Source organism: Chryseolinea soli (assembly GCF_003589925.1).
GTDB classification, from domain to species: domain Bacteria; phylum Bacteroidota; class Bacteroidia; order Cytophagales; family Cyclobacteriaceae; genus Chryseolinea; species Chryseolinea soli.
On the sequence record NZ_CP032382.1, the window covers coordinates 4,411,385 to 4,437,708 of the forward strand.

Genomic DNA, 26,324 nt, shown 5'->3' on the forward strand with positions numbered 1-26,324 from the left:
TTTTAGCGAAGATGATGCGGTAGGAGTTTCGCGTCGGTGACTTTGAACATCGGATAATTTAGTGTATGAATAAAAAGGTAATCATATATGGGATAAATAGTATTTGGGTGATTTTTGGTGTGAAGCTTGTGTATTTATCGAGCACTTTTTTTATAGGATCCGGGGAGACTTTTGACGGGATCATGCGGGAAAGTCCATACGGATTTGTGTTCGGAAGAATTTTAGCGAACGCGCTGGTGATGCTATTCCTTATTTCAATTTCTTGTTTAATTACCCTGGTGTTGTCCAAGCTGATGCGCATGGAGGTTGAGCTTTCATTCTATAAGAAATTGGTGACAAGTTCTTTGCTCCTATATGTAGTGGTTTCAATCTTATGTATCGGATTTTGGATGACGTGAGTCGAGCCATACGAAAGAAGTTGATTTTAAAAAGATGTGTATATTTGTGATGCTGTCAGAACCAGCTTTAACAAACCGTCTATGCGTTACCCCCGAATCGCTACCCTGCTTTTCATTGTCTCTATTTTTATTTCTCTATCCGCCTGCCACCAAGCGTCCGACGAGCCTTCGGAACCAGAGATCATTTTAACCGTACACGTAGACGCCGATTATAAGGGAATTTGGGACAGTTGGATAATTGTCTCCGACCTCAACGGCGAGCTTTTGGATGCGAAGCTGTATACCGCTGGCCAGACCGTTACATTCTCTACAGCGAAGGCAGTGGACAAGATGAACGTAACCTTTCTAGGATACGATCCTAACCAGGAGGTAAGTGCTTCTTTTGATACGTATACGGGCATTGCAAAAGGAACCACCTTGCATTTTGCGGCATCGCCAGCAGAGCCGATGACGGAAAGCAAGGCCACGTTTATGATTCGGAACTATACCCACACAGGCCTCGTTTTTTCGAACGGCTCCAGCAATTACATCTCCCAGAGTTCTTTCAATGGCGTTGAATTGGATGTAGACTTTACATTTTTCGGCTCGCCGTCCGATATTCTGATGTCCCATTATCGCGAGGGCGTGCCCGTATACAACATGATCAAAGGCGTTGTGGACGGTGACGTTTTTGAACTTGATTTTGCCACTGATTTTGTTCCCGTTCCCCATCAATTTCAATTGGATTTTGACGGAAAGAATATGGGCTGGATCATGGGGACGGACGCTACCCGGAAGCGCTACTGGGAGATCATCAATACTGCCCGGCTCGCCGGCACGGGCTACAGCACCGACCATCCCATACTCGGCTACATCGACGGATTTGATGCGTACCTCATGTCGGTGAGCAATAGCGGCGCCAATGGATCGGTGTACTACAGTAAGCAGGGGACGATCAATTCGTCACCGGCCATCCCTTCCTTTATTTTTTCATTGGCGAATGGGGATATGCAAGCATTGTCATTCAATTTTTCCGAGGACTATACGTACTATCGTGCATCCTGGTCGGACGGCCTCCATGCAAGCTGGGTTATTCATGCGCCGAAGGGTGTCGCCGTGCAGAGTTTGACGGCTCTTCCGGCGGAACTTGCGGCGAAATTTCCCAATCTCGATCTGAAAAAACTGTCTTTCAAAGGTATAAGTTTCACAAAGGTCGTTGAGGGAAAGACGTATTTGGAAACCGTACCAGGCTTATCTCCCGGCGATCCTCCTACATTTGAGCACTATATCTATACACCAAATTAAGGGAAATGCGATTGATCAGGAATGCGACGTTTGCACTCTGGGAGATCGAGCGGATACCTGAATTTTACTTTTGAATTTTCTCGATTTAGACTACTTTAGTTAGTTGAACCGGTGTGTGTCTTTAATCTGATCGACTATGAACCAATCCCGAATCGCTACCCTGCTTTTCCTCTCCTGTGCCAGTGCTTTTCTTTCCGGCTGTAACCATGATGACGATCCTATCGAGCCCGAGCCACAAGCCATCCTAACCCTGCAGGTGGATCAAGCCTATGATATTACGGGCGACAAATGGATTTTTGCTTCCGATGAGAATGGGGAGATCCTGGATGTGCAGGCGTATACGGATGGGCAGACCGTTACGCTGAAGAGCGAAAAACACCCGGACAAGATCAATGTGACCTTATTCAAGTATTCCACACACGAAGATGGTAGCTCGCAGATTGCCTTCACCACCTGGGGCGACGTCGCCAGTGGGACGACGGTGCATTTTAAGGCGGTAACAGCAAACAACCCGGTCACTCCCGAACAGGGCAAGGCGACCATCAAAGTTTCAAATTACACGGGCTCGGCGATCATTGGGATTTCCAATGGCTATGGCTATAGCTATGGTGGCTCCCTGATCGCGGGCAACCTGGAAATCGATCTTTCATTTTACAGTGTGCCATCCGATATTTTACTATATGGCTGGCGGTCGGGGGTGCCGGTGTATTACGTGGCGGAGGGTGTAAAGTCGAACGACATCGTCGAGCGTGATTATATGACCGACTTCACACCGTTCCCACACCAGGCTCCATTGAACTTCTCCGGACAAAACAACGCCGTCATCGAGGGGTATGATGCTAAGAAGTCGGTCTACATTACCTTGATGAACACCTATATCCTTCCTCAGGGTGACCACCCTGTGATCGGCTATCTCGACGGCTATGATGCTTATGACATGACGGTGACCAACGTTCACGCCAACGGGTCCACAACCTATCATCAAATCGGTGCGATCGACTTGTCCTTCGACATGCCCGCGTTCACCGCTTCGCTGACCAACACCGACATTCAGAATTTCTCGTTCAATTTTTCGCGTGACTACACCTATCATCGCGCCATCTGGACAAACGTCACCGGGAAGGAGTATACCTGGTGGATGGTACATGCACCTTCGGGCTATGCGGTGAAAGGGTTGTCCATCCCTCCGGCAATCCTGACGAAGTATCCTCAGCTTGACATGAGCAAGCTTAAATACGGAAGCCTGAGCTTTACCGAGGTTGTTAAGGGTCTGTCCTATGAGGAGTCTGTGCAGGACGGGTTCAACGCAAATGCCGACGCTGCGACCGAGAGTTATGTCTACGCAGTGAAGTGATCTTTTCTGCAACTTGGAGGGATTCAAATGGGATTTCATATCTTCGCGACCGATAAAATAGTCTTGCGCGAAACCGTTTATGAAAAACCGATATTTTAGAATTGCTACGCTTCTTATTATTTCGTGTACTGTTCTATGCAGCTGTCATGATGATGACAATAGTGACGAACTTAGCGAGCCACGAACCATTTTCGTTATGTCGGCGGATGCGGGCTATGATCTGGAAGGCGACAACTGGGTTTTCGCGACCGCTCCGGATGGCGAATTATTAGGCGTCGCGTCGTATACCCCCGAAGTGGTCGTTCACTTTACAAGCAAGCGGAAGTTGGAAACGATCAATATCACATTCTTTAAACATTGGGGAAGCCTCGTAGGCGCTACAAATGAAACATACACATCTTTTACTACCTATGCCGGCATTCCAGTAGGAACGGGCCTGACGTTGAAGGCGTCCCCAAGAATACCGGGTGGTGTTGCCTATGCCAATTTTGCGATTGTAAACTTTAACGACGGCGCCATACAATTTGCGAACGGCTATCCATGCGGTGCCAGCGGATCCGAACTCAATGGAGTGTTTGAGGGAAAGGTTTCCTTTTATGGTGGCGCTCCTTCCGACTTCCTCTTGTCGGGATATCGATCTAAAGTCCCTGTATACAACTGGGCTAAGGGCGTCAAGGCGGGCGACCAGATCTATCGCAATTTCGCAACGGATTTTATTCCTTTCCCGCACCAGGTCGCATTGAATTTTGAAGGGAGGAACCATGCAATCATTGAGGGCGTCGACACGGACAACAATAAGGTCATTACGTTACTAGACACGGATGTACCGGGAAGCCTCGGTCGCCCGGGTGATCACCCCGTGATCGGATACCTTGATGGGTTCGATTCTTACGAAATGACGGTCACCAACACAAAGGCGAACGGAATGGTCATTTACAACAGAGGCGGGACTTTTAATCCTTCCTTTTCGATCCCAACGTTCACGTTTTCCATTGACAAAAGCGACATGCAGGACTACGCTTTCAACTTTTCGGAGAACTATTCCTACTATAATGCTATATGGGAATATGACGAAGTACCAGAATACACATGGTGGAGCGTTAACGCCCCCTCGGGCACGACCGTAAAAGGATTGACTGTGCCCGATGAAATCGCAGTCCGATATCCAAAAATCAAAATGAGCAACTTTAAATATTCCCTCGTCAGATTCACCAAGGCCGTCAGCGGACGACCTTATTTGGAAACTGTGCCTGGCATGACCGGAGACAAATCTCAAACCTGGGAAAGTTATACTTACCAACCCTATTGATACGCAGGTTAAGGGAATAGATTTTCAGAAGGCATTGAAATGAGATTGTGTTAAGGCTGCCCGACAGGATAACGCAATGTTTTCTGATTCAGGTCATGCGCTCATGGTTTTGCCGGGGCATAATTATCCACCCGTTTCCACGTATCCCGCTCAAACGCCAACACCTGGCTCACCTTTCCGGAAGCATCTTTGCTGAACTTTAATGGAAACGGACGCTGCCGGTTAAAAAACTCCAATTCCGATTCTGCATCGAACGTCACTTCGCGTCCATCCCAAAGCTGCTTCAGAATGAGTTGATTGTTTTTTGAGGTGAACTGCAGATGCAGTTCTTTGTTGCCTTCCAATTCGTAATAACCTTCCAGTGCTTTCAATTGTGCGGGCTGGAGCGTGACGATCTTTTTGACCTGGCCACCATAATTGCCTTGCCACGCATATACACTGGCCACGCTGTTGACGATCTCTTGCAGGATGTCGCCGTTATCGGAGTTCACCATGATGGCCACGCCGTTGCCGCTCTCCACGCCGCCCATGTACACACAACGAAAGCCGACATTGGAGCCGCCGTGTTCAAAGAAAAGATCGGTGCCCCTATTGCTCACGAAGACCCCCAGACCGGCAGCGTCCAGCACGGGGGTGAGCCTGAGTTTGGTGTTGGCAGACGAAAGGACCTTGGCGGATTTTCCTTTCCAGGAGAGTTGTGTTTCGATAATGTACTTGGCCAGGTCGGTCGGGTTGGTCCACAGGCCGGCGGCGGCTTGCTCGGGGTGGATGCGGAATTTGTTTTGTAGTTCCTGTCCATCGCGCGTGTAGCCGGTGGCCAGCGATGCTTTGCGCGAGGAGGGTGGAGGTTGTGTATAGAAACTGTAGGTCATGCCCAGCGGTTGCAACACATTCAGCCACATGTATTGGTCATAGGGAAGATGGGTGACATCGCTGACGATGCACTGTGAAATGGTGGTGCCGCCACCCGAATACTCCACGCGCAGACCGGGCTCGAACATCGAGCGGACAGCCTCCGAGTTGGCGGGCTTTTTTCCATCGAGAATTTCCGGAATGGTCGGCAGCGGGTCACCGGGCATATAGCCGCCAAAGCCGTGGACCGTTAGCCCAGCCGTGTGCGACAAAAGATTGGTGACGGTGATCCGTTTTCCTTTCGACATCGAATCATAGGGAAATTTCCAACGGGTCAGGTAGGTGTTGATGTCGGCGTTGAGATCGATCTTCCCCTCTTGAGCGAGTTTCAATACACCCACGCCATTCAACGACTTGCTGATGGACGCGGCCTGGAACACGGTTTCGTTGGTGGCCTTCCGGTGTTCCGCCTCATCGGCCCAGCCATAGGCTTTTGCCCAGTCCAATGTATAGTCTTTGACCACGGCAATGCTCAGGCCTTTGATGTTGTAGAACTTCATGCGTTCTTCGATCGTCCATTTTTTCTCGCCTTCCAGCAACACGGCCCCGGCCAGGCTTTCTTCTACTTGCTCTATGCGGGTTTGTACGTCCGGTGGTATCCGGGTGGTTTGCGCGCAGGAAGATGTGACGATGGCCAAAAGGCATGCGGCGAGAAAGAGGGGTTTCATAGGATTGCTTGTTGTAGTTGAAAGGGCTCTATCAACTATTCAGCCAGATTTGCAGTGTTAATTTTTCGCTAATAACGTGTGGTTTCAAGTTGTGTGAATCCTTTACCGAACATCTTCATCCGTGAGCGGACAGTTCAAACCGGATGAGAAGGTCGGAGAAGGGATAACCTGAACGCAACATGGAGCCTTCTAAAAGCGCGGGGGCTGCGGGTAGATGATTCCGTCTTCTTTGTAGACAAACCCATCCACATAAGTGGAATTGAACGGAACCTTTTTTACCAATTTTCCGGAATGATCAAGAAAGATCATGTTGGAGTGGGCCGGATCGTGTGCGTTATATTGATCGTTAATGGGAAAGACGAGGTACTTATCCGTGAGAATAGGCGGCTCACCGGTGAAATAACTATTGGCAAACCGCTTCTTCCATTTTTGCGACATGCCCGTCATGTCATAGGAGAAGATGTCGAGACTGTCGATGTCGTTGAAACTCGCAAGATAGAGATTGTCGTCGTCATAAGAACAGCCCAGTGGAGCAATCATCTGGGTTTGCGGAGCATACGTGGTGGGAATGGTAAGGTCCTTCGTGCTGATGATGGCGCCGTTGCTTTTCTGGATTTGCAAGATCTTATAGTTGGTGTTGTTCAACACCTTTACGGCGATCAGCTTGTCGGCGTCGAAAAAATTATAGGTCCATGCGGCAACGGGTGTATTCATATCGGTTTCCCAAAGCAACTTGCCGTTAGAGGCATCAAAGCAAAGGGCCTCCGGACCATAGGCGGAATAGATCCGGTCATCCACGAGCCAAAATTTGGATGCTGTTCCATCGCCGACCGGGGTTGACCACAGCCATGCGCCATTCCGGATCGAAAAGGCGGTGAGGTGTTTCTCGTTATTTTGATTGCGGGTCAGGGTGATCACTTTATCACCATTCACCAAGGGGATGCCATTGAAGTTGATGTCCACATCGCCGGAGTCGATCGGCACTTGCCATTTGGGAGCTCCGGTTTTTTTGTTTTTGCAATAGAGGGAGCCGTGATCCCACACACTGGTGGGCGATGAGAAGAATATGAGGCTGTCATTAAAAGCGGGATCCTGGTACGAGATCGCATCACTGAACGCAGGCCAGGAGACCGACCATGCCGGTAAACCCGAGACTGCGCTGTAGCAGGTCATGCTCGTATAGTTGCCATGATAGAAATAGTCGGAATTGAAGGTCATCGGGTTGCGATAGGAACCAAAAAGATAAAGGGTCTCGGCCCTCCAATAGACGGAATCGTTTGAAGCGTCAAGCTTCATGTACTGGCCGACGATGTTGACATATAACATTCCACTGGGGTTATCCTCGACAGGCGGAACAACGGGTTCAGGCGAACCGTCGTCGGTACACCCTAAGAAAATAATGAAAAAAAGCAGATAAAGGGGAAGCGCAAGTTTTAAAAAGTTCATAACGGCATGACGTGGCATTAGGAGTAGAGGTCTGTCTGTTTTGCGTTTTTTTGAAGCAACAGCCAAACGGTCATAATATACGCAATTTTCAGAAAACGATTAACCGGGCAGGTGTATACTGTTCCGGTAAAAGCTAGCCTGCATGCGCACTGGCGGGAGAGAAAAAAAATAATTATCTTGCCAAGCTGTAATCTTCAAGATCTCCCATGAGCATTTTCGGCATCCTCATTTTGATCGGTATCGGGGCATACCTCTACAAAATTTATTTCAGCAACAATTCCTACGAAACGAAAGACGAGCGCTACAATGCGGCGCGTAATAAGCGACAACAAGAATTGGATCGCTTGCTCGACAAAATTGCCAATCAAGGCATGGACAGCCTTAGCGAACAGGAGCGCCGTCGCCTGGACGAGCTTTCGGGGAACCGGTGATGTGATTTCGATGGCTGATTTTTATCCTTGAATTTTCGAAATCCGAAGTGCTTTTTATGTGCTTTTTGAATCAATAAAGAAGTAATTAAGGATTGAACGGTTCATACCTTTCGATCCGTTAAACCGTTTTCAAACTATTTAGGTTTTTTACATGAATCAATTCAAAACCCGTTCCTTACTTTTTGTTTTTTCCATAGCTGTTCTTCTTTTTGGATGTCACAAGGATAACGACACCACCAGCTCGGCGATCTTAACCTTACGGGTAGACGCATTTTACCAGGTAGACGCTGATAACTGGATTTTTGCCACGAACGATGCAGGAGAGATATTGGATGCCAAGCCCTACACGGCTGGAGCGACGGTCGAGCTGGTGAGCGACAAAGCAGGCGATAAAATCAACGTGACATTCTTCAATCGCAAGGCGTTAATCGGAGCATCGAACAGTTTCGTGACCTATGCCGATGTTCTTCGCGGCACGACATTGCATTTGGAAAACACGAATGCTCCGGCGCCAACGGGTCAGACGGGTCAGGCCACGTTTATGATTTCAAATTTTGACTCAAGCAACGGCTTGGCCATGGAATTTTCAAACGGACACTCGGTTAGCCTGAATAACTCTAAATCCTCCAGTGAAACGGATGTAGACGTCTTCTTCTACGGCGTACCGTCCGACTTTACGTTGACAGCATATCGCGACGGCGTGCCCATGTACAATTTGGTTCAGGGCGTAAAGGATGGCGATGTCATCAAACGCGACTTTGATGTCGACTTTCTTCCTTTTCCGCATCAACGTAAATTGGATTTTGAAGGTCAGACCAATGCCTATCTCTACGGCTTGGACGCAAAATCGAATTACGTGGCCGTGCTCGGCACCTCTCAACTTGCAGGAACACCCTACGAACAGCAGCCTGTCATTGGCTATCTGGATGGATTTGCTTCTTATGAAATGAAGATCTCCAATAAAAAGTCGAATGGTACGGTAGTCTATCAGACCAGCGGAGAGCCGGACCTTTCGTTTGCGATGCCTACGTTTACTTTTGCGCTGAACAGCAGCGGTATGCGTGATCTCTCGTTCACCTTCTCGGAAGACTACACGGGGTATTTTTCAACATGGTCCTACTATACTGATGAAATGGATTATGTTAGCTGGACTTTCAACGCGCCGGCCGGCACGCTGGTAAAGGGACTGGCGGTCCCCGATGAGATCGCAGCGAAATATCCCGAAATCGATTTGAGTAAATTCGAACATACGGGCATAAGCTTCACGAAGATCACAGAAGGCGGATCATACCTGGAGAGCGTACTGGGCGCGACGGTGGTGGGTGATCACAAAACCGTGAAAAAGTATACGTATACTCCAGATCTTTGATGATCCCTTGTGGATCCAGGAAGATCGATCGCCCAGGAATGTGCTTTTCGGAGCAAAGAAGAAGTGATTTGGATTTGAATGTTTATATATTGCGGCCCTTTTAACACAGTTTGCAAGTCATTGTTGCTTTTTACTATGAACTCACTGAGAAACCGTTCCTTACTTTTTGTTCTTTGTATTACTTTTCTTTTGTTCGGATGTCATAAGGACGACGACGTCACCGCCCCGCACACGATCCTGACCCTACAGGTAGATACAGCATACCCGGTTACTGCCGACAACTGGATCTTTGCCACCAACGATGGCGGCGAAGTGTTGGATGTGAAATCCTACACCGCGGGGGAGACCGTTACGCTGGTTAGCGATAAGGCGGGAGACAAGATCAATGTCACGTTTTTCAATCGTCGCGAGTCACCCTTCGAAACAAATTCCTTTGTGACCTACGCCGACGTTCCGGGCGGTACCGTGTTGCGCCTGGCAGCATCGGCGTCGTCTTCACAAGAGCTTGAACAGGGTGCCGTCAAGTTTAAGATTTCAAACTACTACTATGGCTCCTGTACGGTGGATTTTTCGAATACGGGTACGGGCACAGGGTCAGTCGGCAGTGGCATGCTGGATATGGATTTTTCTTTTTATGGGCCCTCCGATATTTTCATGTCAGGATATCGCAAAGGTGTGCCGGTATACAACTGGGCAAAGGCCGTGAAGAACGGCGACGTCGTCATGCGGGACTTTGATGCTGACTTTGTCGCTTTCCCGCACCAGCGCAAATTGGATTTTACAGGTACGAACCACGGTATCATATACGGTATCGATGCGGACGGGAACTATCTGACTATTTTGGACACGTATCAACTTTTGGGAACGACCTATAAAACTGACCAGCCGGTCATTGGCTATATCGATGGTTTTGTTTCCTATGATATGACGGTATCCAGTGATAAGTCCAATGGACAGATCTCCTACCAAAGCATCGGAGCGCTTGATCTTTCTTTTACCATGCCAACCGCTTTCAATTTCTCGCTCCAGAGCAACGGTATGCGGGATCTCTCGTTTAGCTTTTCGGAAGACTACACGTATTATATGTCAGCCTGGGCTTACACACAAGACTCAGAAAATATCCGCTGGTATTTTGAGGCGCCGCCGGGTGTTTCGGTAAAAGGAATGTCACTGCCCAGCGAGATCGCGGCGAAATATCCTCAGATCGATGTGAGTAAATTCAAGCATACGAGTATAGGCTTCACGAAGATCATAGAAGGCGGGTCCTACCTGGAGAACATACTGGGTGCGACGGCGGTGAGTGATCCCAAAACCCTGAAAAAGTATACGTATAGTCCAAAACTTTGATTTCATTGAATCTGAGAAGACCGGTCACCCGCAGGAATGTGCTTTTTGGCGTAAAAATGAAGTGATCCGGATTTGAACTTTATATATTACGGCCTTCTAAACAGCCTGCAGGCCATTTTATGAACCCACTCAGAAACCGTTCGCTGCTTTTTGTTCTTGGCATTACTTTTCTTTTCGGGTGTCATAAGGACGACGACGTCACCGGACCTCACACGATCTTAACACTCCAGGTGGACGCAGGATACACGTTGGATACCGAAGACAATTGGATCTTTGCAACCGACGACAACGGAGAAGTGCTGGATGTGAAACCCTATGCGGGTGGGGAGACGGTTACGCTGGTCAGCGATAAGGCGGGAGACAAGATCAACGTCACATTTTTCGTTCATCACGAGGCAGCGTCAAAGTCAAGCACTTTTTCCACCTATGCCCATATTTCCAGCGGCACCGTGTTGCATTTCATAAAGCCGAAGGCCGCTAGCCATGAGTCCCTGCCCGGTACGGCTACTTTTATGATCTCAAACTTCAATTACTTGCTTTCGTCAGTGGAATTTTCGAACGGCGATTCTTATGGTGCCTCCACCACAATAACTTCAAGTGAGATGGATTCGGAAGTTTCCTATTATGGCATTCCCTCCGATTTTCTTTTGTCGGGGTATCGCGCAGGAGTGCCGGTGTTCAATTGGGCAAAAGGCGTGAAGGATGGCGATGTGATCAAACGAGATTTTCAAGCTGACTTCGTCGCTTTTCCGCACCAACGCAAATTGGATTTTGAAGGCACGAACAGCGCCACCTTATTTGGTGCAACGGCGAACGCGAACTTTCTTGTTCTGAACACGTATCAACTTGCGGGAACGGCCTATGCCACCGACCAACCGGTCATTGGCTATATCGATGATTTTGTTTCTTACGATTTGATCGTAACCAATACCAAGGCGAATGGATCGGTAATGTACCTGAACAACGGAGCCATCGATCTCTCATTTACAATGCCCACGTTCGCCTTTTCACTCAATAACAATAGCCTACAGAACCTCTCGTTCAATTTGTCGGAAGACTACACCTATTACTATTCAGGCTGGGCTTACACGCAAGACTCAGAGAATATCCGGTGGAATGTCACGGCACCCACGGGTGTGACGCTAAAGGGATTGTCAATTCCCCAAGAGATTGCCACGAAGTATTCCCAAATCGACGTGAGCAAGTTCAAGCATTCGAGCATCAACTTTACAAAGATTGTGGAAGGCGCGTCATACCCGGCGGGCATGCCGGGTGTGACGACGACAAGTGACGATAAAACTCAAAAACTGTACACCTATTCTCCGAAACTGTGATGACGGTTTTGAAGAACATGGGGACATGAAGCAGGACCGGCCTATTCCAAATTTCCGCTACGAGAGAATATGTGGTCCATCTTTTGTGCGCGTTAAATAACTGACATAATGATCGTGTGATCACTACATCACGGCAGCATTGTCAATTCTCAAAAAGCATGCCCTACTAAAATGAGAATTGTGTTTGCTGTTCCGATCTAATTCTCCAATTTCGAACCCCAGAGCCCATCTGACTGCATCCCCGCAGCGAGATGGGCTCTTTGCGTTTAAATCTTTGTGTTCGGAGTAATCACTTAAATTCAAAACAACATGAAAGTACACTTGAGCAGTCAGAAGGAGCACCAGAGTTCTGAGAACGCTTTTGCTTTCAGAATTGAAATGAGTCCTGATGAATTCAGGATCAAGGAGACGCCCTTTGGCGTTCGGTTTGAATTCAGCAAGGAGTTTAAGAGTCTGAACGAACCCGGCACGCCAGCCTTGCCTTCCAAGCTGGTGAACGTGGCCCTGCCCGCCAACGCCAGCAGTCTGAAGTTGGAGACCACCGTAGAGTCGACCAAGAAACTTTTCAAGAAGCCGGTGTTCATCGCGCCTGTGCAAGATCTGCAAGTTGCCTCGGCGCGGGAGACCTTTCGTGTTGAAAAGCAACGGATGGAATCTATCAACCGCGCAGTCGATCAAATGGAACTGGAGCCGCGGGCCATTCCATTTTCCAATGGCCCCATGCCTGACCCGAAAGTGTACAATGAATTTTTAAGCAAGCCTGTTCCCGTTGCCGAACTGCTGCACACCACGCTGGCGGGCAACAACCTCATCGCCGCCATCCGCATCAACCCCATTACGATCAATTCCGACTTTATCCCGGTATTGAACGAAGTGATCGACCTGCAAATCACCTATAAGATCCAGCGTTCGGAAAAGATCGACCGCAAAACCACGATGCGCTCGCTGTCGCCCAACAAGACCATTCAGCAGAGCCTGGTCGATCAACTCAAAGAAACCGTGATCAATCCCCGCGAAGTGATCGACATCACACACATTCCCTGGTTTGTGTTTGGTCAATACGACTACCTGGTCATCACCGACAACAAGCGGTGGAACAGCGAGACCATCGAGCCGACGACAGCGGTGGGCGACATGGTGACGGCGTTTGGAAAGCTGATCAACTGGAAACGCGAAAAAGGTCTGAAGGCCCGCGTGGTCACCATCACCGACATTGTGAACGGCGTCTATGGCAATTTCAAGACCGGCGCTGTCGATCTACAGGAAGTGATCCGTAACTTCTTAAAATTTGCACACTCCGCCTGGGGCGTCACCTGGTGTCTGCTCGGTGGCGACATCGAGATCGTGCCCGTACGTCTGGCAGCAGGCGAATGCCGCGGCGATGTGAACGAACAAACGGCCAACAATCCTCCCCACGACAACGAAGCCTTCTGGACGGGCACCTTCACAAAGATCAAAGCCGTTTCGCTGGGGGAATGGTTTAGCGTGAACGACAGCTTCCTGAAACTCACCAACAAGAGCACGGGCAGACTGATCCCCAAAAAAGCTCCGCTAAATCACCTCACAATACACGCTCTCGAAAATGTGCGCATCAACGGTCTCATTCATTTGCCGATCGATTTCTTTGAAACCACCGCCCAATTCCAACACCGGCTCGGCTGGTATTTCTGTACCGACGAAACCTACACCACCTACTCCGCCACGCCGACCAACTTCGTGCGGGTAGATGGCGACGCGTCGATTATCCATGCGCCGCTGCGCTTCCACTACACCTGGAACACCATACCCACCGACTTTTACTACGCCAGTCTTTTCGGCCCGAACTACGGCATCGCCGGCAAACACGACTGGGATGCAAACAACAACCGGCTGTATGGACAACATGAGTGGACCAGCGACTTTGACCCCGTGAACTGGCACGCCGACGTCATGGTGGGCCGCGCTCCGGCTTCGACGCCTTCGGAAGCGGAAGTTTTTGTCGACAAGGTTCTGGCCTATGAAAAGTTCAGAATGGAAGACGGCACATCGCTCGATCGAAACTACCTCGACAAGATGTTGCTGGTGTCCACCAATTGGGGTGGCCGCATCGGCTATTCCTCTACCACCATGAACCCGCCACCCGCCGGACAATTCTACACCGACGCCGCACACAGCCGCGCCATCCTTCAAACGAACGCCGACTTTACCAGAGACTGGGAATGGGAACTGATCTCCTGGATCAACGAAACCGATGTGTGGTTGATCCCTTATGATCGAAATGCCGCACCGGGTGTTCGTGGTTGGTACTATGCCTTTAGTCCAACCGATCTCCGTCCCGCCATCATCGAGTTCAATCTGCCGTGGGGCATACACTTCGAGTTCCCGTTGATCACCAACACGATCGTGATCTATGGAAACGCATCGGACATTGCACCGCAGTATTTTATCCTCGACCGCACCGAAGCCGACGGCTCTATGATGGACTCCGAAGCGTTGCGCGAACAGATCGATGCCGAGTTGCCGCTCTTCCGGCGGTTCAATCGTCTCTATGAAGACATCGACAGTTTACCGGTGGCCAACCGGAACGCTGCCCCCGTGCAACGGTTCACCAACACAGCCCTCGAAACGGCCTTGAACGACGGTCACCATTTCCTCAGCTTGTCGGGACACGGATCGATGGGCGGTTGCTGTGGTGTCGACAGTTGGACGGCCGGCAACGCCACCAACGGCAACAAATATTTTATCGCGTTTGCCGACTCCTGTCTCACCAACGACTATGAATATGCCGACTCAATGTCGGAGAGCCTGGTCAACAATCCACACGGCGGTGCTGTGGCGTATGTGGGTCACACGCGGTTTTCCTGGATTGGGTTGGGCGATGACTTTGAGCGCGCGTTCTTCCATGAGTTGGTGAACACACGGCACATCGGCTTGATGCACAACAGCCGGTTGAATGTGCTGTTGACGAGCAGCCGCGGTCCGCTGGATCACTATAACAAATGGTCCGTGCTGGCCCTGAACTTACTGGGTGATCCGGAAATGGAAGTGCGGAAGACGAAGCCCGCCATCATTATACCGCATGTTTACTTTGATCTTGAACGTTTGTATATCAAAGTATTTGAAGGCGGATTTGTGCGCAAGCAGATCACGGATTTCAAGGTGCGCATCACCACGCAAGAACTGTCGCAAGCCCTGGTGCCGGATGAAGACGGTAAGATCCCGTTTGAGAAGGAGTGGCTGCTGCAGGAAAAATTGCTGGTGTCCATCACGGTCGACAATGGCATTCCGTATACGATGACAGGTGAGGAGATCCAAGCTCGGATGATCATGTCGAAGCAAGAGGAAGCAGCGGTTGAAATGCCGGAAGCGGAAATCAGTGCTAAGCAGGAGGCCACCAAAGCTACTAGCAAGGTGGTGTCTGCTGAAAGTGAGTTATTGCTGCATTGATTTTTTTTGAGGATTAAGTTGTGAGAAGGGGAAGCCCGGGCGTGAGCTTGGGCTTCTTTTTACCACCTCGCTTTCGCTAAAGCTTCGGCGGGCCCTCCTTCGCTGAAGCTTCGGCGGGCAGGCAGGCAAGCAAAGAAGACGAAAAGAGGCTTGTGCTGCGGCAGGCTCCCATCAGATCAGCTTCTTTCATATACCCTCAAGGAATGTTGGTTTAAGGTCTTGAAATGGAAAGGAATGAACAGTCTGTTGCGTGATAGTATTATATTCTCATTAAACATTTCGCCAGGAGGATCGGTAACAACAGGGAAGCTGTCAGCGATTCCAAGTGTTCTCTTGTTAACGGCAACGATGTGAGGTGCTGACCGTAAACAGAAATAAAGATGCTGTTCGTCCTGAACGAGATTGCTTTTGTAAAGGTCTTCCATCAAGTTCTGATACTGTGTTGACTTGATTTTGTGATTGTTTTTAAGAATAAGATCATTTTGCATTATTACATTTCCCGAAGTTGCATTTATGCTATAGAGATGCGTAAGGTTTTCGAGGAGGAATAGATTTTCATCTGCTGCACAGCACATATATCTTGCTCCCGTTCCGTTTTCCCAAATCAACTTTCCGGTGGCAATATCAAAGGCAGCGGCATGAGAAGTGAAAACGGTAACAAGAACATGCTTTACAACCGTCATGAAGATAGGAACGTCGACTTTGGCATCTGCCGAATACTTCAGATCGGTAGTATTTATACCCCATTTCTTTTCTCCGTCTTCAATATTGTAGCACTCGATCGTCGTACGATTCGCCGCGATCAGGTAGGAATCATGACTAAACTTGAAAAGCACACTATCCGGCAGAGGAGTTTTTATGACGTTGCCTTCCGGTGATATCAATTTCCAATCGACCGATCCTCCACTTTCCGATCGGATTAAGCATCCGTTGGGTGTCATCAGGGAATTTGATAAATATAAACCTCCCTGCAGTTCCTTTACAATTTCTCCCTTTTCCTTTGACACCATAAAAACTGCCCCTCCGTTCACTTCCTGAACAAGGACGAACTTGGCGTCAAAACCCCTTGCCTGGTTCAATGAATTGAATTGCCTTTCCCAAATACAATTGAAATCATGATCCAGATACGTTAAACTTTTAAACTGCCAAACGAGCTGACCTTGAGGGAGATCGTCTACCCAGGCCACCCGATGACCGTTGTCAAGTTGTTTTATAAGCTTCCACATACTTTTAAATCTTGCTTAAATATACGTCTAGCCAGTCATTCTTCTGTTCAGGAAGACCTCGAATCGTTTCTTCAACGATGCGGCAGTTCAGATCTTCAACTCATCCGAAGTCAGACCTAATGGCTTCGCCATTAGATTGTAGTAATTCTCCGTGGCGTTTAGCCAGGTTATTTCTACCACTTCTTTTTCGGAGAAATATTTTCGCAAATTCTGGAAGGTTTGCTCGGTCGCGGTTTTTGTGAAGTTCACTTCTTCCAGGTAGGCTAATAGGGCTTTTTCTTTTTCAGAGAATTTGTCGCTGTTTCTGAAATTCATAAACTCCTTCCATTGTTGAAGCGCGACTTTATCTTTCTGCGCCATAAACTCGGCGCTGTTCGAGCAGAAGGGGCAATCGTTCAGGTGAGAGGTGTAATATCGGATGAATATTTTTGTTTCCTTGGTAAGGCTTAGTTTGTTTTCGGATTTGTAGATCTTCATAGACGTCATCAACGCGGGAATGCTCCGCGAATAAATGTAGCGCAGGGGGGCGATCACTTTCCCAAACTGTTTCCGACTCATATAATATGCTATTTTAAGCAGTAAAGATGTAGGCTTTTCAATCGGTGTAAGCCTTGTGGATGTCAGGGTTGTTGTTTCCATACTTTTTTGTTTTTGATGAATCAAAAGTATGGTGCCCTGTTTCGACGTCCTTTGACATTTATCAAAAAGTCAGATCTGCGAGCGGATGCGGCTCAATGTTTCCTGGGTGATGCCGAGGTAGGAAGCGATCATGCCCAGGGGAACTCTTTGAATGAGGGATGGATTTTCTTTCATTAACGTTTGGTAGCGTTGCAGGGCCGTGGCAAAATGAAGATCGTCGAACCGTTGCTGGAGTTGGATGAGGCCGGAGCTGACGAGGAGCCGGATCATGTGTTCGATGTCATGATGCTTGGCGCAAAGCTGTTCGGCTTCATAATATTGAAGCGACCATAGCACCGAGGGTTCCAGCAGCTCGATCTGCCGGCGGTCGGGTTTGCGCGAGATGTAGCTGACAATGGAGCAGGCGAATGTATTCTCAGGGCTGATCCAATCGGTGACGTCTTTGCCGTCGTTGTAGTAATAGGTCCGGGTGAGGCCGCTTTCAACGAAGTACAAATAGTTGCAAACGGAATTTTGATGCACCAGGATGTGGCCCTTTTTCAGGTCGTGTTTTTTGAGTATGCCGGAGAGTGCCGACCGGCTTTCGACCGAAAGGGTGCTGAGTTGGGAGACGACTTCAAAGAATTTTTCCATGATGTCAGGGTTTTGTTCACGGCTGCTCGCCAGACCGGATGTCCCGCCGAAGCGATGGCACGTCGGTGGTTGCCGGCGATAGAATTTTAAAGATAAATAACTTATCTTAATGTGTCGAATTACCCCCGTAGCCCCTATATGTTTACAAAGATTCTTACCAGTGATCCAGTTTCCCCACAAAAAGGTCTCGCCGTTATCCGCATCATCACCGGCCTCCTGATGGCGTATCACGGCCTGGAGGTCTTCAACCCGGAACTCATGGCGGGCTACACGACCTGGGACGTGATCAAAAAACTCCCGGCACCTACGTTCATGGTGTACCTGGGCAAGGGACTAGAACTGGCGACAGGCATCTGCTTTTGTCTGGGAATTTTTATGCGCGTGGCCACTTTGTTCCTGATGACGGACATGTTGTTCATTTGTTTTTTTGTGGGCAACGGAAAATTCTATTACGAAGATCAGCACCCCTTCCTCTTTGCCCTCATCGCGTTGCTGTTCTTTTTCACAGGCCCGGGCAGCTGGAGTCTGCAGTCATGGCTTTCACGCAAAGACGCCTGACGCGGTCCTATATACATGAGGGCATACCTTTTCCTTTTTCTTCTCTTGGCCGGTTGTGCAAATACCCATCCCAAACCAGGCGGCAGCTACCTGGGGTTGCTGGCGATGACCGGCATCACCTATCATCTCTTTCTCGACAACCAGGGGCCTGCTCCTGTATTGTACGGTGTGACATTCAAGGCCGATCCTCTTCCGCTGGATACGATCTACTTTAAGGGTGACTCGCTTCATTTCCGGATGAAAGAATATTATTCTGAATACAAAGGTCGCTTCGATGCTGGGGCAAATCGCATCGAAGGAATTTGGATCGGTGAGGATTCCCTGGCCCACCCGTTGGTCTTCCAAGCGGTGATGCCCGATACGGTTTCCGGTTTGCATCCCCGGTCATCGCCGGGCTATACTTATCAAAAACCGGCGCTGATGGGAGATGGCATAAAGACTGACACCCGCGAAGCTCAAAAGTTGTCGCCCGCCGTGATGGATAGCGTGATCAAACACCTGGTGAATGGGAAGTATAAGGATGTGCATAGCCTGTTGGTGGCGAGGAATAATGAATTGGTTGTCGAAGAATATTTCTATCGATTTAATCGCGACAAAGTCTATAACATCCAGTCGGCAACAAAAAATGTGGTGTCCGCGCTCACGGGCATAGCATTGGAAAAGAAGGAGCTCAAGAGCACGCAGCAAACTTTGTGCACGTCGTTGCCCGGCTATGAAAAATGGGCGTGCGATGAAAAACATAAAAACATTACGCTCCACCAATTGCTCACCATGAGCACCGGCATCGCCTGGGACGAACAGACCTATGACTATGGCGACGAACGCAACACCCTCGTAAAGGCGGCGAGCGACAGCGACCAATTTGTGCACTTGTTTTTGCTTCCCCGCGAGATTAAGGCGACACCGGTCTTTGCCTATAACTCCCTTAACCATATCCTGATGAATGCCGTGCTCCGTCATGCTACGCACATGGAAAACAAAGACGAACTCACGACACGCCTTTTACAGCCGCTGGGTATTGAAAAATGCTACATCGACGAACCGACGCCGATGGGTGCGATCGGAGATATCGGCCTGCGACCGAGGGATATGCTCAAGTTTGGGTTGCTCTATGCCAACCAGGGACAATGGAACGGCCAACAGGTGGTGCCGGCCCATTGGGTGGCGGAATCCATACGACCAAAAATTCAACCTCGGCCGGGGCTCGGCTATGGGTATTTCTGGTGGACGAAGGATTTTGAGTTCAAAGGAAAAACGGTTTCCTCATTTTTTGCCTGGGGCTATGGCGGGCAGTATATTTTTGTAGTGCCGGCGTTGCAATTGGTGGTGGTCATGTCGGGAAGCCATTGGGGAACGGATCCTGTGGATCAGGGCATTCCGATCATGGAGGAAATATTGAAGGCCGTGGAAGAATAAAAAAAAGAAGATAAGCCCGCCAAAAGCAGCAGGCCTATCTGTCTTCATTCTAAACCAACCGTATGGTTTCCTGATACACCTTCCCAAAACGGTCGGTGGCTTTTACCTGGATCTCCTTCGCGTGGGCGGAAGGGACCGCGGCAAAAAAATGATCACTCATCACGTGCATGTTCTTCGGATAGGATTCTACCACCACGGGATCCTGGCAGCGAATCTGTTCCATAGCACCTTTGGGCATGCCGTCTTCCGCCCATTCCACCTTCCATTGACCATCCCAGTTCCAGATGTTGGCCACCACGGCTTCGGGTTTGGTGGTAGAGCGTCCGGGTTTGTATAGGGTCATCTGGTGCTCGGCGGATTTACCGGTGGATTTATAATACCAGGTAACATCGTTTCCGTTGATCTCATACACCGCATAGCCATTGGGTGTTCCATCGGCCGCAACGGCTTGTTCACGCCACCAGGCGCCGCACACGGTTCCGTGATTGTGTTCCATGATGTTGTCTTTCTCCCATTTCTCGTTCCAATGCGTGTGGCCCGACATGATGTGCACCTTGAACGGTTTCAGGAGGCTGTACAGGTGTTCACGGTTGCTCACCGTTCCGCCCGGATTTTCAGGTTTCTGTTCACGGTCGGCTGCGTTGGTGTTGGTCGGTATGTGCAGGCTCACGATCACCGTGCTTCCGGCAGCCACGTGCTTCAGATCTTGCTCGAGCCACTGGAGCTGGTTCTCGGTGATGTAGCCGATGTAGTTGTGGCCTTTGCCGAGGAAGAAGACATCGTCCAATACGACATAATGGATTTTGCCGCGGTTGAAAGAATAGTAGGAGGGGCCAAACAAGGACTTGTATTTGCTTTGCGACTGATCGTCCGTCCGCGCCGTATAGTCCATGTCGTGGTTGCCGATGGCCTGGAAGAACGGGATGCCGGTCACTTCCACGGCGCGCGCATAGTCGTCGAACAGATCGAAGCGATCGTGCACGAGGTCGCCAACGGTGATGCCGTGCGTGGGGATGTTGCCCAGGCTTTGGATGAGCGCGGCCGTGTCGGGAGCGGAGACCTTGACGAGCGTTTCGGCATCCTGATCTTTCACCATCTGCGTGTCGGCCCAAATGATCAGGGCGTGCCTGGTGTCGTCCAGCGGATTTTTTTGCAAGTTGAAATCTGCCGTCTGTGCTTGTCCTTTTTTCAGGGGTTGATAAAAGCGGGCGAGGCCTTTTTCACTTGGGATGGCATGCCCTGCAGGGATGGAAATAAAAACAAACTCCGCGTCGGAGTGCAAGGGAAGACTGTAGTTCCCTTTTTTATCGGTAACAGCGACGGTGTAGCCGTCACTCACAACGACACCGGCCACGCCGCTTCCCGACGATTGCACTTTTCCTTTCACCTGGCCCACACCGTCTGCCGGAGTGGCCGCCAGTGCCGGCGAGATCAGCGTGGTGGCTGCTCCCAGTCCTGCGAGGTTTCTTAAAAATATTCTTCTCTTCATGATGATCGTTGAATTTTAATTTTTCAGAAAGTTTACTGAGGATACCCGTCATTTTGCGAGAGGTCGCGATTCAGATCCCGCTCGGCTTGCGGAATGGGGAACACCAACCGGTTTTCATTCACCTGGTAAGTATCGGGTCCCAGATAACTATAGATCTGTTTGAGCTTGATGCCATGGGCGTTCATCACATCGATGGCGCTTCCGGTTCTCACCAGGTCATGCCACCGGTGATTCTCAAAGGCGAGTTCCACCCGGCGTTCATGTGCAAGAATTTCCCGCAGCGCAGTTTGATCGGTGGTGACGATGGGAGAGACACCGGCACCAAAGGCACGGTCGCGCACGGCATTCGCATACTCCAATGCTTCGGTGGATTTTCCTTGTTCGTTCAGCGCTTCCGCCAGCAGCAACAATGCATCGGCATAGCGATAGATCGGCCAATTGTCGTCGGTGTTGTTGGCAATGGTGTGGGGGTTAAGGTATTTCTTGATGTAGGGCACGCCGACCTTTCCGGCTGCGGGGGTGTAGTTCAGCACGCTTTTGTTGGCCGAAATCGTGAAGATGTTGCTGGCGTCATACGTTCCCTCGGCGATGCCGATGGAAGCGTCCTTGCGCTTGTCGCCGGCTTCGTAGGCGTCGATCATGTCTTGTGTGGGCGTGTTCCATCCCCCGGTCGTGGTGTTGTTCGTGGCCACACCGGTGACGAGCATGGTGCTCTTGGTGCGCGGCAGGAAGAGGTAAATGAAATTGCTTTGCTGACCTCCTTGCGCGCCCTGCATGTACTGCACTTCAAAGAGGGACTCTTTGCTATTCTTGTTGGCTGTCGAAAAGACGGCGGCATAGTCGGGCAGCAGTTGGTAGCCCATAGCCGGCAATGTTTTGAGCAGTGTTTCCGCTTCCGGATATTTTTTCTGTGTCATGTACACGTCGGCTAACAGCATCGTGGCCGAACCCTTGGTGGCTTTCCCGGTTTGTGGAAATGCGGCGGGCGGATCAAGTCCGGCAATGGCAGCTTGGGCATCGGCGATGATCTGGTTGTATACTTCATCGACTGAAGCACGGGGTAAGAAGGCTTCAGACGCGTTGGTCACTTCGTCGAGATACAACGGTACGGCTCCGAAGTAGCGCACCAGCTTGAAGTAATTGAAGGCGCGCAGGAATTTCGCTTCGCCCGCAATGTTATTTTTTACATTGTCGGCGAGGTCTGCCGTGGCGATCCGGTTGATCACAATGTTTGCCCTGGAGATACCCGTGTAGCAATGAAAATAGACAGCGTTCGAATAAGCATCGGTGGGATCATCCACAAAGTCGGCGATGGTCTCGCGTTGTTTGTTGGCGGTGCCGCGATCGATGGCGTAATATTCATAATGCGTGTTATCCGACCGCATCTCGGCGGTGAAGTAGTCGTTGACCATAAGGTTTCGCAGCGGCGGATAAGCCGCCGTGACGGCTTGCCTGAATTGCGTCTCCGTTTTGAAAAACGTTTCGCTCGATTGCTGGTCCTGCGGCGTCAATTCGATAAACGAATCGCTGCAGGACGAGGCCGTCCACACGAGCAGGAAGAGAAGTAGCGTTCTATAGTTCATGATGTTTTGCATTTGCTTTTCAGTATGAGGAATCTGAGAATTCTTATTTGAAGGTGGTGTTGATGCCAATGGAAAATGTTCGGGGAACAGGATACGCGTTCTCATCCACGCCCACACCTTGTGTGGGGTCCATGCCACTCACGTTCACTTCTGGATTCATGCCCGAATAACCGGTAAGGATAAAGGCCTGCTGCACGGACGCGTAGACGCGAAGGTTCTTCAGCGACAAGTTGTTTTTCATCGGCACATTGTAACCCAGGGAAATATTTTTCACCGTCAGGTAGGTGCCGCTTTCGATCCACTGGGTGTTCACCTGGCGGCCCAACGCTGTAGTGCCGGTCTTGGTACGCGGATAGACGCCCGACCCCGGTTCTTCTTCCGACCGCCAGCGATCCTTCACATCGGCCAGCAACATGCGTGCGCCGTCGAGGTTGGCCAGGTAAGCCCACTTGGAGGGATTCATGATCTTGCCACCCACGGCGCCCGCCATGGAGATGCTGAGGTCGAAAGCCCCGTATTCAAATTGGTTGGTAAAACCAAAAATGAATTTTGGTGTCGGGTTGCCAATGAACGTCCGGTCATCGTTGGTAATAAAACCATCGCCGTTCACGTCGCGCATCTTGATGGTCCCTACATCGGACGTCAGACCCGAGATCTGAAGTTTGGGCGAGTTGGCAAGATCCGCTTGGTCTTTATATAGGCCGTCGAAGATAAATCCATAGAACTCACCCAGCGAGTGCCCTACCTGCTGACGGTAGTAGTCCGAAGAGGTGGTGTTGTTCCGGCGGATGAAACCGGGATTCACCAGGTAGTCGATCCGGTTGCGATCTACGGACACGTTGAGGTTGGAGGTCCATTTCAATTTGCCCGTGGTGTTGATGGTGTTCAGGGTGAACTCGTGCCCCCAGAACTTGAATACGCCGACGTTGTATTTTATGGTAGCAAACCCGGAAGCCCGGGGAATGGGCATGTCCTGGATGAGGCCGTCGGATAATTTGTGATAGTAGTCGTAGGTGAACGACACGCGGCCGTTGAGTATCGTCATGTCGAGACCGATATCGAATTGTTTGTTGCGTTCCCAAGCCAATTCCGAGTTGCCCAGGCTGTTCACGGTAATGCCTGAGGTGAGCGTTTTGTTGAACACGTAGTTGTCGTTCACCATGCCGGGGATGAAAGGATAGTTGCCCGCATTGTTGTTGGCAAAACTGTTGTTTCCGGTGATGCCATAGCTGGCCCGGATCTTCAACAGGTCGAAGGTCTTCAGGGATTGCATAAAATTCTCGTCGCTCAGGATCCAACCCGCCGACACGGAAGGGAAGTAGCCGTACTTCCGGTCGGGCCCAAAGCGGGAGGAACCGTCGCGACGCATGGAGCCCGACAAGAGATATTTTCCTTTGTAGTTATAATTCAAACGGGCAATTTCCGAGAGCAACGAGAATTGTGTTGTGTTGCTGGAACCACTGCTAATGGCCGTTGCGGCACTCACCCAAGGCACATCGTCGCTGGCGAAATTGGTACCCGTGAGGGTGTTGGTTTCCTGACTAAACTTTTGGGCCGAGTAGCCCACCAGCGCTTCAATGTTGTGGTGTTCAAAAAACGTCTTGGTGTATTGCAGGTTGGTCTCGGCAGTCCACGAAAAGTTGTCGGTCGAACTGCTGGTGCCGGTAGCGATGCCGGTGGTCACGATGGTGGACGGGACGAATAAATTGCGCGTCTCTCCGCCTTTGTCGACGGCCAGGTTGGTCTTGAAGGTGAGGCCGTCCAGGAATTCGTAGTTCAAATATACATTTCCCAGGATGCGGGTGGTCTTGTAGTCGTCTTTCGTCCGGGTGAATTGCGCATAGGGATTCAGGTTGTTCACCATGCCCGGGGAGTTCACATACAGGGGCATCGTGCCGTCGGGGTTCACCGGCGCGATGAGCGGGCTGGCTTCCACGATTTTTTCGATTAGTCCGTTCAGACCGTCGGTGGTGAGGCGGTTGTTGTGATCCATGCGATAGCTGGGCGCCAGGTTGAAGCCGATGCGCACCTTGTCGTTGTTCAGCCGCAAGTCTTGGTTGAGGCGCAACGAAAACAGCTGCGTGCCGGTGTTGATGACCACACCTTGCTGGTTTAGGTAGGACCCCATGACGGTAGACGATGATTTCTCGTGCGCCGACGAAACGATCAGGTCGTACTTCTGGATAGGCGCCACGCGCGTGAGCGCTTTGAACCAATCGGTGCCACGGCCGTAGCGCTCGGGACGGAGGTAGGTCGTATCGATCGGGGCGCTGTAGCCTTCGTACTTCACCCGATCGTTGTAATATTCATTTTGAAAATCGACGAATTCGCGGGCCGTCATCATCTTGGGCACTTTGTTTTGGGGGATCTGTTGCACGCCGTAAAATGCGTTGAATTCAATTTTCGGATCACCCACTTTGGCGTGCCGCGTGGTAATGAGAATAACGCCATTGGCTGCGCGCGAGCCATAGAGGGAAGTCGACGACGCATCTTTCAACACGGTGAACGTTTCGATCTCGGAAGGGTTGATGTTGTTGATGCTCCCCGTGATGGGAATGCCATCGATCACAACCAGCGGTTGATTTTCAGCAAACAACGATGCCGCTCCCCGGATGCGAAAGCCAATGCCACGGCCGGGCTGGCCGCTGTATTGCGCGATCTGAACACCCGCGAACTTTCCCTGCAACTGTTGGGCAAACTGTCCGACAGGTTGGTCCTGCACTTCAGAAGCCTCGAGCTGTGCAATGGCGCCCGTGACTTCACGTTGTTTCTGCGTGCCATACGTCACGACCACTTCGTCGAGCATAGTGTTGGTGCCCAGCTGAACATTCAGGGTATAGTCCTGGCCTTCCACGATGGTAACATTTTTGAATTCGGATGTCGTGAAGCCCACGAAGCTCACCATGATGCCGTAGACACCCTCTTCCAGCGTCAGCGAAAAGTTTCCGCTTTCATCGGCGGTAGTGCCCGTTGTGGTTCCGGCCACCAGGATAGAAGCTCCCGGCAACGGCTCACCGTTGGCGTCGGTGACCTTACCTACTATTTTTCCCGTGGCTTTCTTGGTGACCGTCTTCGTGAGCAGCACATTGCCGGACTGTTCAGCAAAACGGATATCCGTGTTGATCAATAAGGCAGAGAGAATACCGCGCAGGCTCTCATTGGTGAATTTTGCGGCCCGGACGTTCCGTTGCTTCAATTGGAGAAAGGTTTCGTCGTAGGCGAATACAATTCCGGTTTGTTGCTCCAATTTGTTGATGGCGGAATAAAGACTTTGCGTTTCAAATTCGATGCTGATGCGCGTGTCCAGAATTTGAGCGGTCGTGGTGGCACCAATGGCCCACATTCCCGGGCCCGCCACGATGCAAAGCGACAGCCACGTGAGGCGTAATGATTTCTTAATATGGTGTAAATAATTTTTCATACTTTTGAAGACAGTGTAATTGTTACAGATTACTAGCAGATAAAGTATTGGGATGGCCGTCCCGGTCACTTTACCATTCAA

General features: G+C 50.3%; 18 protein-coding genes. 10 read left to right on the plus strand and 8 right to left on the minus strand.

All coding sequences use genetic code 11. From position 1 onward, the window contains the following. The first annotated feature begins 479 nt into the window (after positions 1-479). From D4L85_RS18930 to D4L85_RS18940, 3 genes are all read left to right on the plus strand, one after another. A complete protein-coding gene (locus D4L85_RS18930; RefSeq protein ID WP_119755775.1) occupies positions 480-1,682 on the plus strand; it encodes a hypothetical protein in 1,203 nt (400 codons plus the stop codon). A 136-nt stretch (positions 1,683-1,818) separates the two neighbouring features. Further along, complete coding sequence (locus tag D4L85_RS18935; protein ID WP_119755776.1) at positions 1,819-3,036, plus strand: hypothetical protein; 1,218 nt, start codon at positions 1,819-1,821, stop codon at positions 3,034-3,036. Between the two features lie 196 nt (positions 3,037-3,232). Continuing rightward, complete coding sequence (locus tag D4L85_RS18940; protein WP_119755777.1) at positions 3,233-4,345, plus strand: hypothetical protein; 1,113 nt, start codon at positions 3,233-3,235, stop codon at positions 4,343-4,345. A 101-nt stretch (positions 4,346-4,446) separates the two neighbouring features. On the opposite strand, the gene D4L85_RS18945 is transcribed toward D4L85_RS18940, so the two are convergent. Both D4L85_RS18945 and D4L85_RS18950 read right to left on the minus strand, forming a co-directional pair. Continuing rightward, positions 4,447-5,925, minus strand: a complete 1,479-nt coding sequence (locus tag D4L85_RS18945; RefSeq protein WP_119755778.1) for a serine hydrolase domain-containing protein — start codon at positions 5,923-5,925, stop codon at positions 4,447-4,449. A 189-nt stretch (positions 5,926-6,114) separates the two neighbouring features. Continuing rightward, on the minus strand, positions 6,115-7,251 hold the full coding sequence (locus tag D4L85_RS18950) for an outer membrane protein assembly factor BamB family protein (protein WP_160143833.1): 1,137 nt from the start codon (positions 7,249-7,251) through the stop codon (positions 6,115-6,117). A 326-nt stretch (positions 7,252-7,577) separates the two neighbouring features. On the opposite strand from D4L85_RS18950, the gene D4L85_RS18955 reads away from it, so the two are divergent. From D4L85_RS18955 to D4L85_RS18975, 5 genes are all read left to right on the plus strand, one after another. Then, complete coding sequence (locus D4L85_RS18955; RefSeq protein ID WP_119755780.1) at positions 7,578-7,802, plus strand: DUF6576 domain-containing protein; 225 nt, start codon at positions 7,578-7,580, stop codon at positions 7,800-7,802. 151 nt (positions 7,803-7,953) lie between these two features. Continuing rightward, positions 7,954-9,171 carry a hypothetical protein gene (locus D4L85_RS18960; RefSeq protein ID WP_119755781.1) on the plus strand — a complete coding sequence of 406 codons (1,218 nt, stop codon included), beginning with the start codon at positions 7,954-7,956 and terminating at the stop codon, positions 9,169-9,171. A 135-nt stretch (positions 9,172-9,306) separates the two neighbouring features. After that, the gene (locus D4L85_RS18965) at positions 9,307-10,518 is read left to right on the plus strand and encodes a hypothetical protein (protein WP_160143834.1); all 1,212 of its coding nucleotides are present in this window, start codon (positions 9,307-9,309) and stop codon (positions 10,516-10,518) included. Between the two features lie 119 nt (positions 10,519-10,637). Further along, entirely contained in the window at positions 10,638-11,852 is a 1,215-nt protein-coding gene (locus D4L85_RS18970; RefSeq protein WP_119755783.1) for a hypothetical protein, read from the plus strand. Positions 11,853-12,161: 309 nt separating this feature from the next. Continuing rightward, complete coding sequence (locus D4L85_RS18975) at positions 12,162-15,278, plus strand: C25 family cysteine peptidase (protein WP_119755784.1); 3,117 nt, start codon at positions 12,162-12,164, stop codon at positions 15,276-15,278. A gap of 176 nt (positions 15,279-15,454) precedes the next feature. On the opposite strand, the gene D4L85_RS18980 is transcribed toward D4L85_RS18975, so the two are convergent. The 3 genes from D4L85_RS18980 to D4L85_RS18990 form a co-directional block, all read right to left on the minus strand. Further along, the gene (locus D4L85_RS18980; protein WP_119755785.1) at positions 15,455-16,504 is read right to left on the minus strand and encodes an outer membrane protein assembly factor BamB family protein; all 1,050 of its coding nucleotides are present in this window, start codon (positions 16,502-16,504) and stop codon (positions 15,455-15,457) included. A gap of 87 nt (positions 16,505-16,591) precedes the next feature. Further along, positions 16,592-17,062, minus strand: coding sequence for a carboxymuconolactone decarboxylase family protein (locus tag D4L85_RS18985; protein ID WP_119755786.1), 471 nt, complete (start codon positions 17,060-17,062; stop codon positions 16,592-16,594). 150 nt (positions 17,063-17,212) lie between these two features. Further along, positions 17,213-17,776, minus strand: a complete 564-nt coding sequence (locus tag D4L85_RS18990) for a Crp/Fnr family transcriptional regulator (RefSeq protein ID WP_119755787.1) — start codon at positions 17,774-17,776, stop codon at positions 17,213-17,215. A gap of 138 nt (positions 17,777-17,914) precedes the next feature. On the opposite strand from D4L85_RS18990, the gene D4L85_RS18995 reads away from it, so the two are divergent. Together D4L85_RS18995 and D4L85_RS19000 are read left to right on the plus strand one after the other, a co-directional pair. Next, positions 17,915-18,334, plus strand: coding sequence for a DoxX family protein (locus D4L85_RS18995; protein WP_119755788.1), 420 nt, complete (start codon positions 17,915-17,917; stop codon positions 18,332-18,334). A 15-nt stretch (positions 18,335-18,349) separates the two neighbouring features. After that, positions 18,350-19,750, plus strand: a complete 1,401-nt coding sequence (locus tag D4L85_RS19000; RefSeq protein WP_119755789.1) for a serine hydrolase domain-containing protein — start codon at positions 18,350-18,352, stop codon at positions 19,748-19,750. 49 nt (positions 19,751-19,799) lie between these two features. On the opposite strand, the gene D4L85_RS19005 is transcribed toward D4L85_RS19000, so the two are convergent. From D4L85_RS19005 to D4L85_RS19015, 3 genes are read right to left on the minus strand one after another with little or no spacing between them, the layout of a single operon-like run. Beyond that, positions 19,800-21,239, minus strand: a complete 1,440-nt coding sequence (locus D4L85_RS19005; protein ID WP_119755790.1) for a calcineurin-like phosphoesterase C-terminal domain-containing protein — start codon at positions 21,237-21,239, stop codon at positions 19,800-19,802. Between the two features lie 32 nt (positions 21,240-21,271). Beyond that, positions 21,272-22,822 carry a RagB/SusD family nutrient uptake outer membrane protein gene (locus D4L85_RS19010; RefSeq protein ID WP_119758855.1) on the minus strand — a complete coding sequence of 517 codons (1,551 nt, stop codon included), beginning with the start codon at positions 22,820-22,822 and terminating at the stop codon, positions 21,272-21,274. Positions 22,823-22,865: 43 nt separating this feature from the next. Continuing rightward, positions 22,866-26,243 (minus strand): SusC/RagA family TonB-linked outer membrane protein, encoded by a 3,378-nt coding sequence (locus D4L85_RS19015; protein ID WP_228450531.1) that lies wholly within the window; start codon positions 26,241-26,243, stop codon positions 22,866-22,868. Between the last annotated feature and the right edge of the window lie 81 nt (positions 26,244-26,324).

Coding starts and splice junctions, on each gene's coding strand:
- D4L85_RS18970 (WP_119755783.1), top strand. CDS start 10,638: ATGAACCCACTCAGAAACCGTTCGCTGCTTTTTGTTCTTGGCATTACT.
- D4L85_RS18950 (WP_160143833.1), bottom strand. CDS start 7,251: ATGTTATATGTCAACATCGTCGGCCAGTACATGAAGCTTGACGCTTCA.
- D4L85_RS18965 (WP_160143834.1), top strand. CDS start 9,307: ATGAACTCACTGAGAAACCGTTCCTTACTTTTTGTTCTTTGTATTACT.
- D4L85_RS18940 (WP_119755777.1), top strand. CDS start 3,233: ATGTCGGCGGATGCGGGCTATGATCTGGAAGGCGACAACTGGGTTTTC.
- D4L85_RS18930 (WP_119755775.1), top strand. CDS start 480: ATGCGTTACCCCCGAATCGCTACCCTGCTTTTCATTGTCTCTATTTTT.
- D4L85_RS18990 (WP_119755787.1), bottom strand. CDS start 17,776: ATGGAAAAATTCTTTGAAGTCGTCTCCCAACTCAGCACCCTTTCGGTC.
- D4L85_RS18975 (WP_119755784.1), top strand. CDS start 12,162: ATGAAAGTACACTTGAGCAGTCAGAAGGAGCACCAGAGTTCTGAGAAC.
- D4L85_RS18995 (WP_119755788.1), top strand. CDS start 17,915: ATGTTTACAAAGATTCTTACCAGTGATCCAGTTTCCCCACAAAAAGGT.
- D4L85_RS18980 (WP_119755785.1), bottom strand. CDS start 16,504: ATGTGGAAGCTTATAAAACAACTTGACAACGGTCATCGGGTGGCCTGG.
- D4L85_RS18960 (WP_119755781.1), top strand. CDS start 7,954: ATGAATCAATTCAAAACCCGTTCCTTACTTTTTGTTTTTTCCATAGCT.
- D4L85_RS19010 (WP_119758855.1), bottom strand. CDS start 22,822: ATGAACTATAGAACGCTACTTCTCTTCCTGCTCGTGTGGACGGCCTCG.
- D4L85_RS19005 (WP_119755790.1), bottom strand. CDS start 21,239: ATGAAGAGAAGAATATTTTTAAGAAACCTCGCAGGACTGGGAGCAGCC.
- D4L85_RS19015 (WP_228450531.1), bottom strand. CDS start 26,243: ATGAAAAATTATTTACACCATATTAAGAAATCATTACGCCTCACGTGG.
- D4L85_RS19000 (WP_119755789.1), top strand. CDS start 18,350: ATGAGGGCATACCTTTTCCTTTTTCTTCTCTTGGCCGGTTGTGCAAAT.
- D4L85_RS18985 (WP_119755786.1), bottom strand. CDS start 17,062: ATGAGTCGGAAACAGTTTGGGAAAGTGATCGCCCCCCTGCGCTACATT.
- D4L85_RS18945 (WP_119755778.1), bottom strand. CDS start 5,925: ATGAAACCCCTCTTTCTCGCCGCATGCCTTTTGGCCATCGTCACATCT.
- D4L85_RS18955 (WP_119755780.1), top strand. CDS start 7,578: ATGAGCATTTTCGGCATCCTCATTTTGATCGGTATCGGGGCATACCTC.
- D4L85_RS18935 (WP_119755776.1), top strand. CDS start 1,819: ATGAACCAATCCCGAATCGCTACCCTGCTTTTCCTCTCCTGTGCCAGT.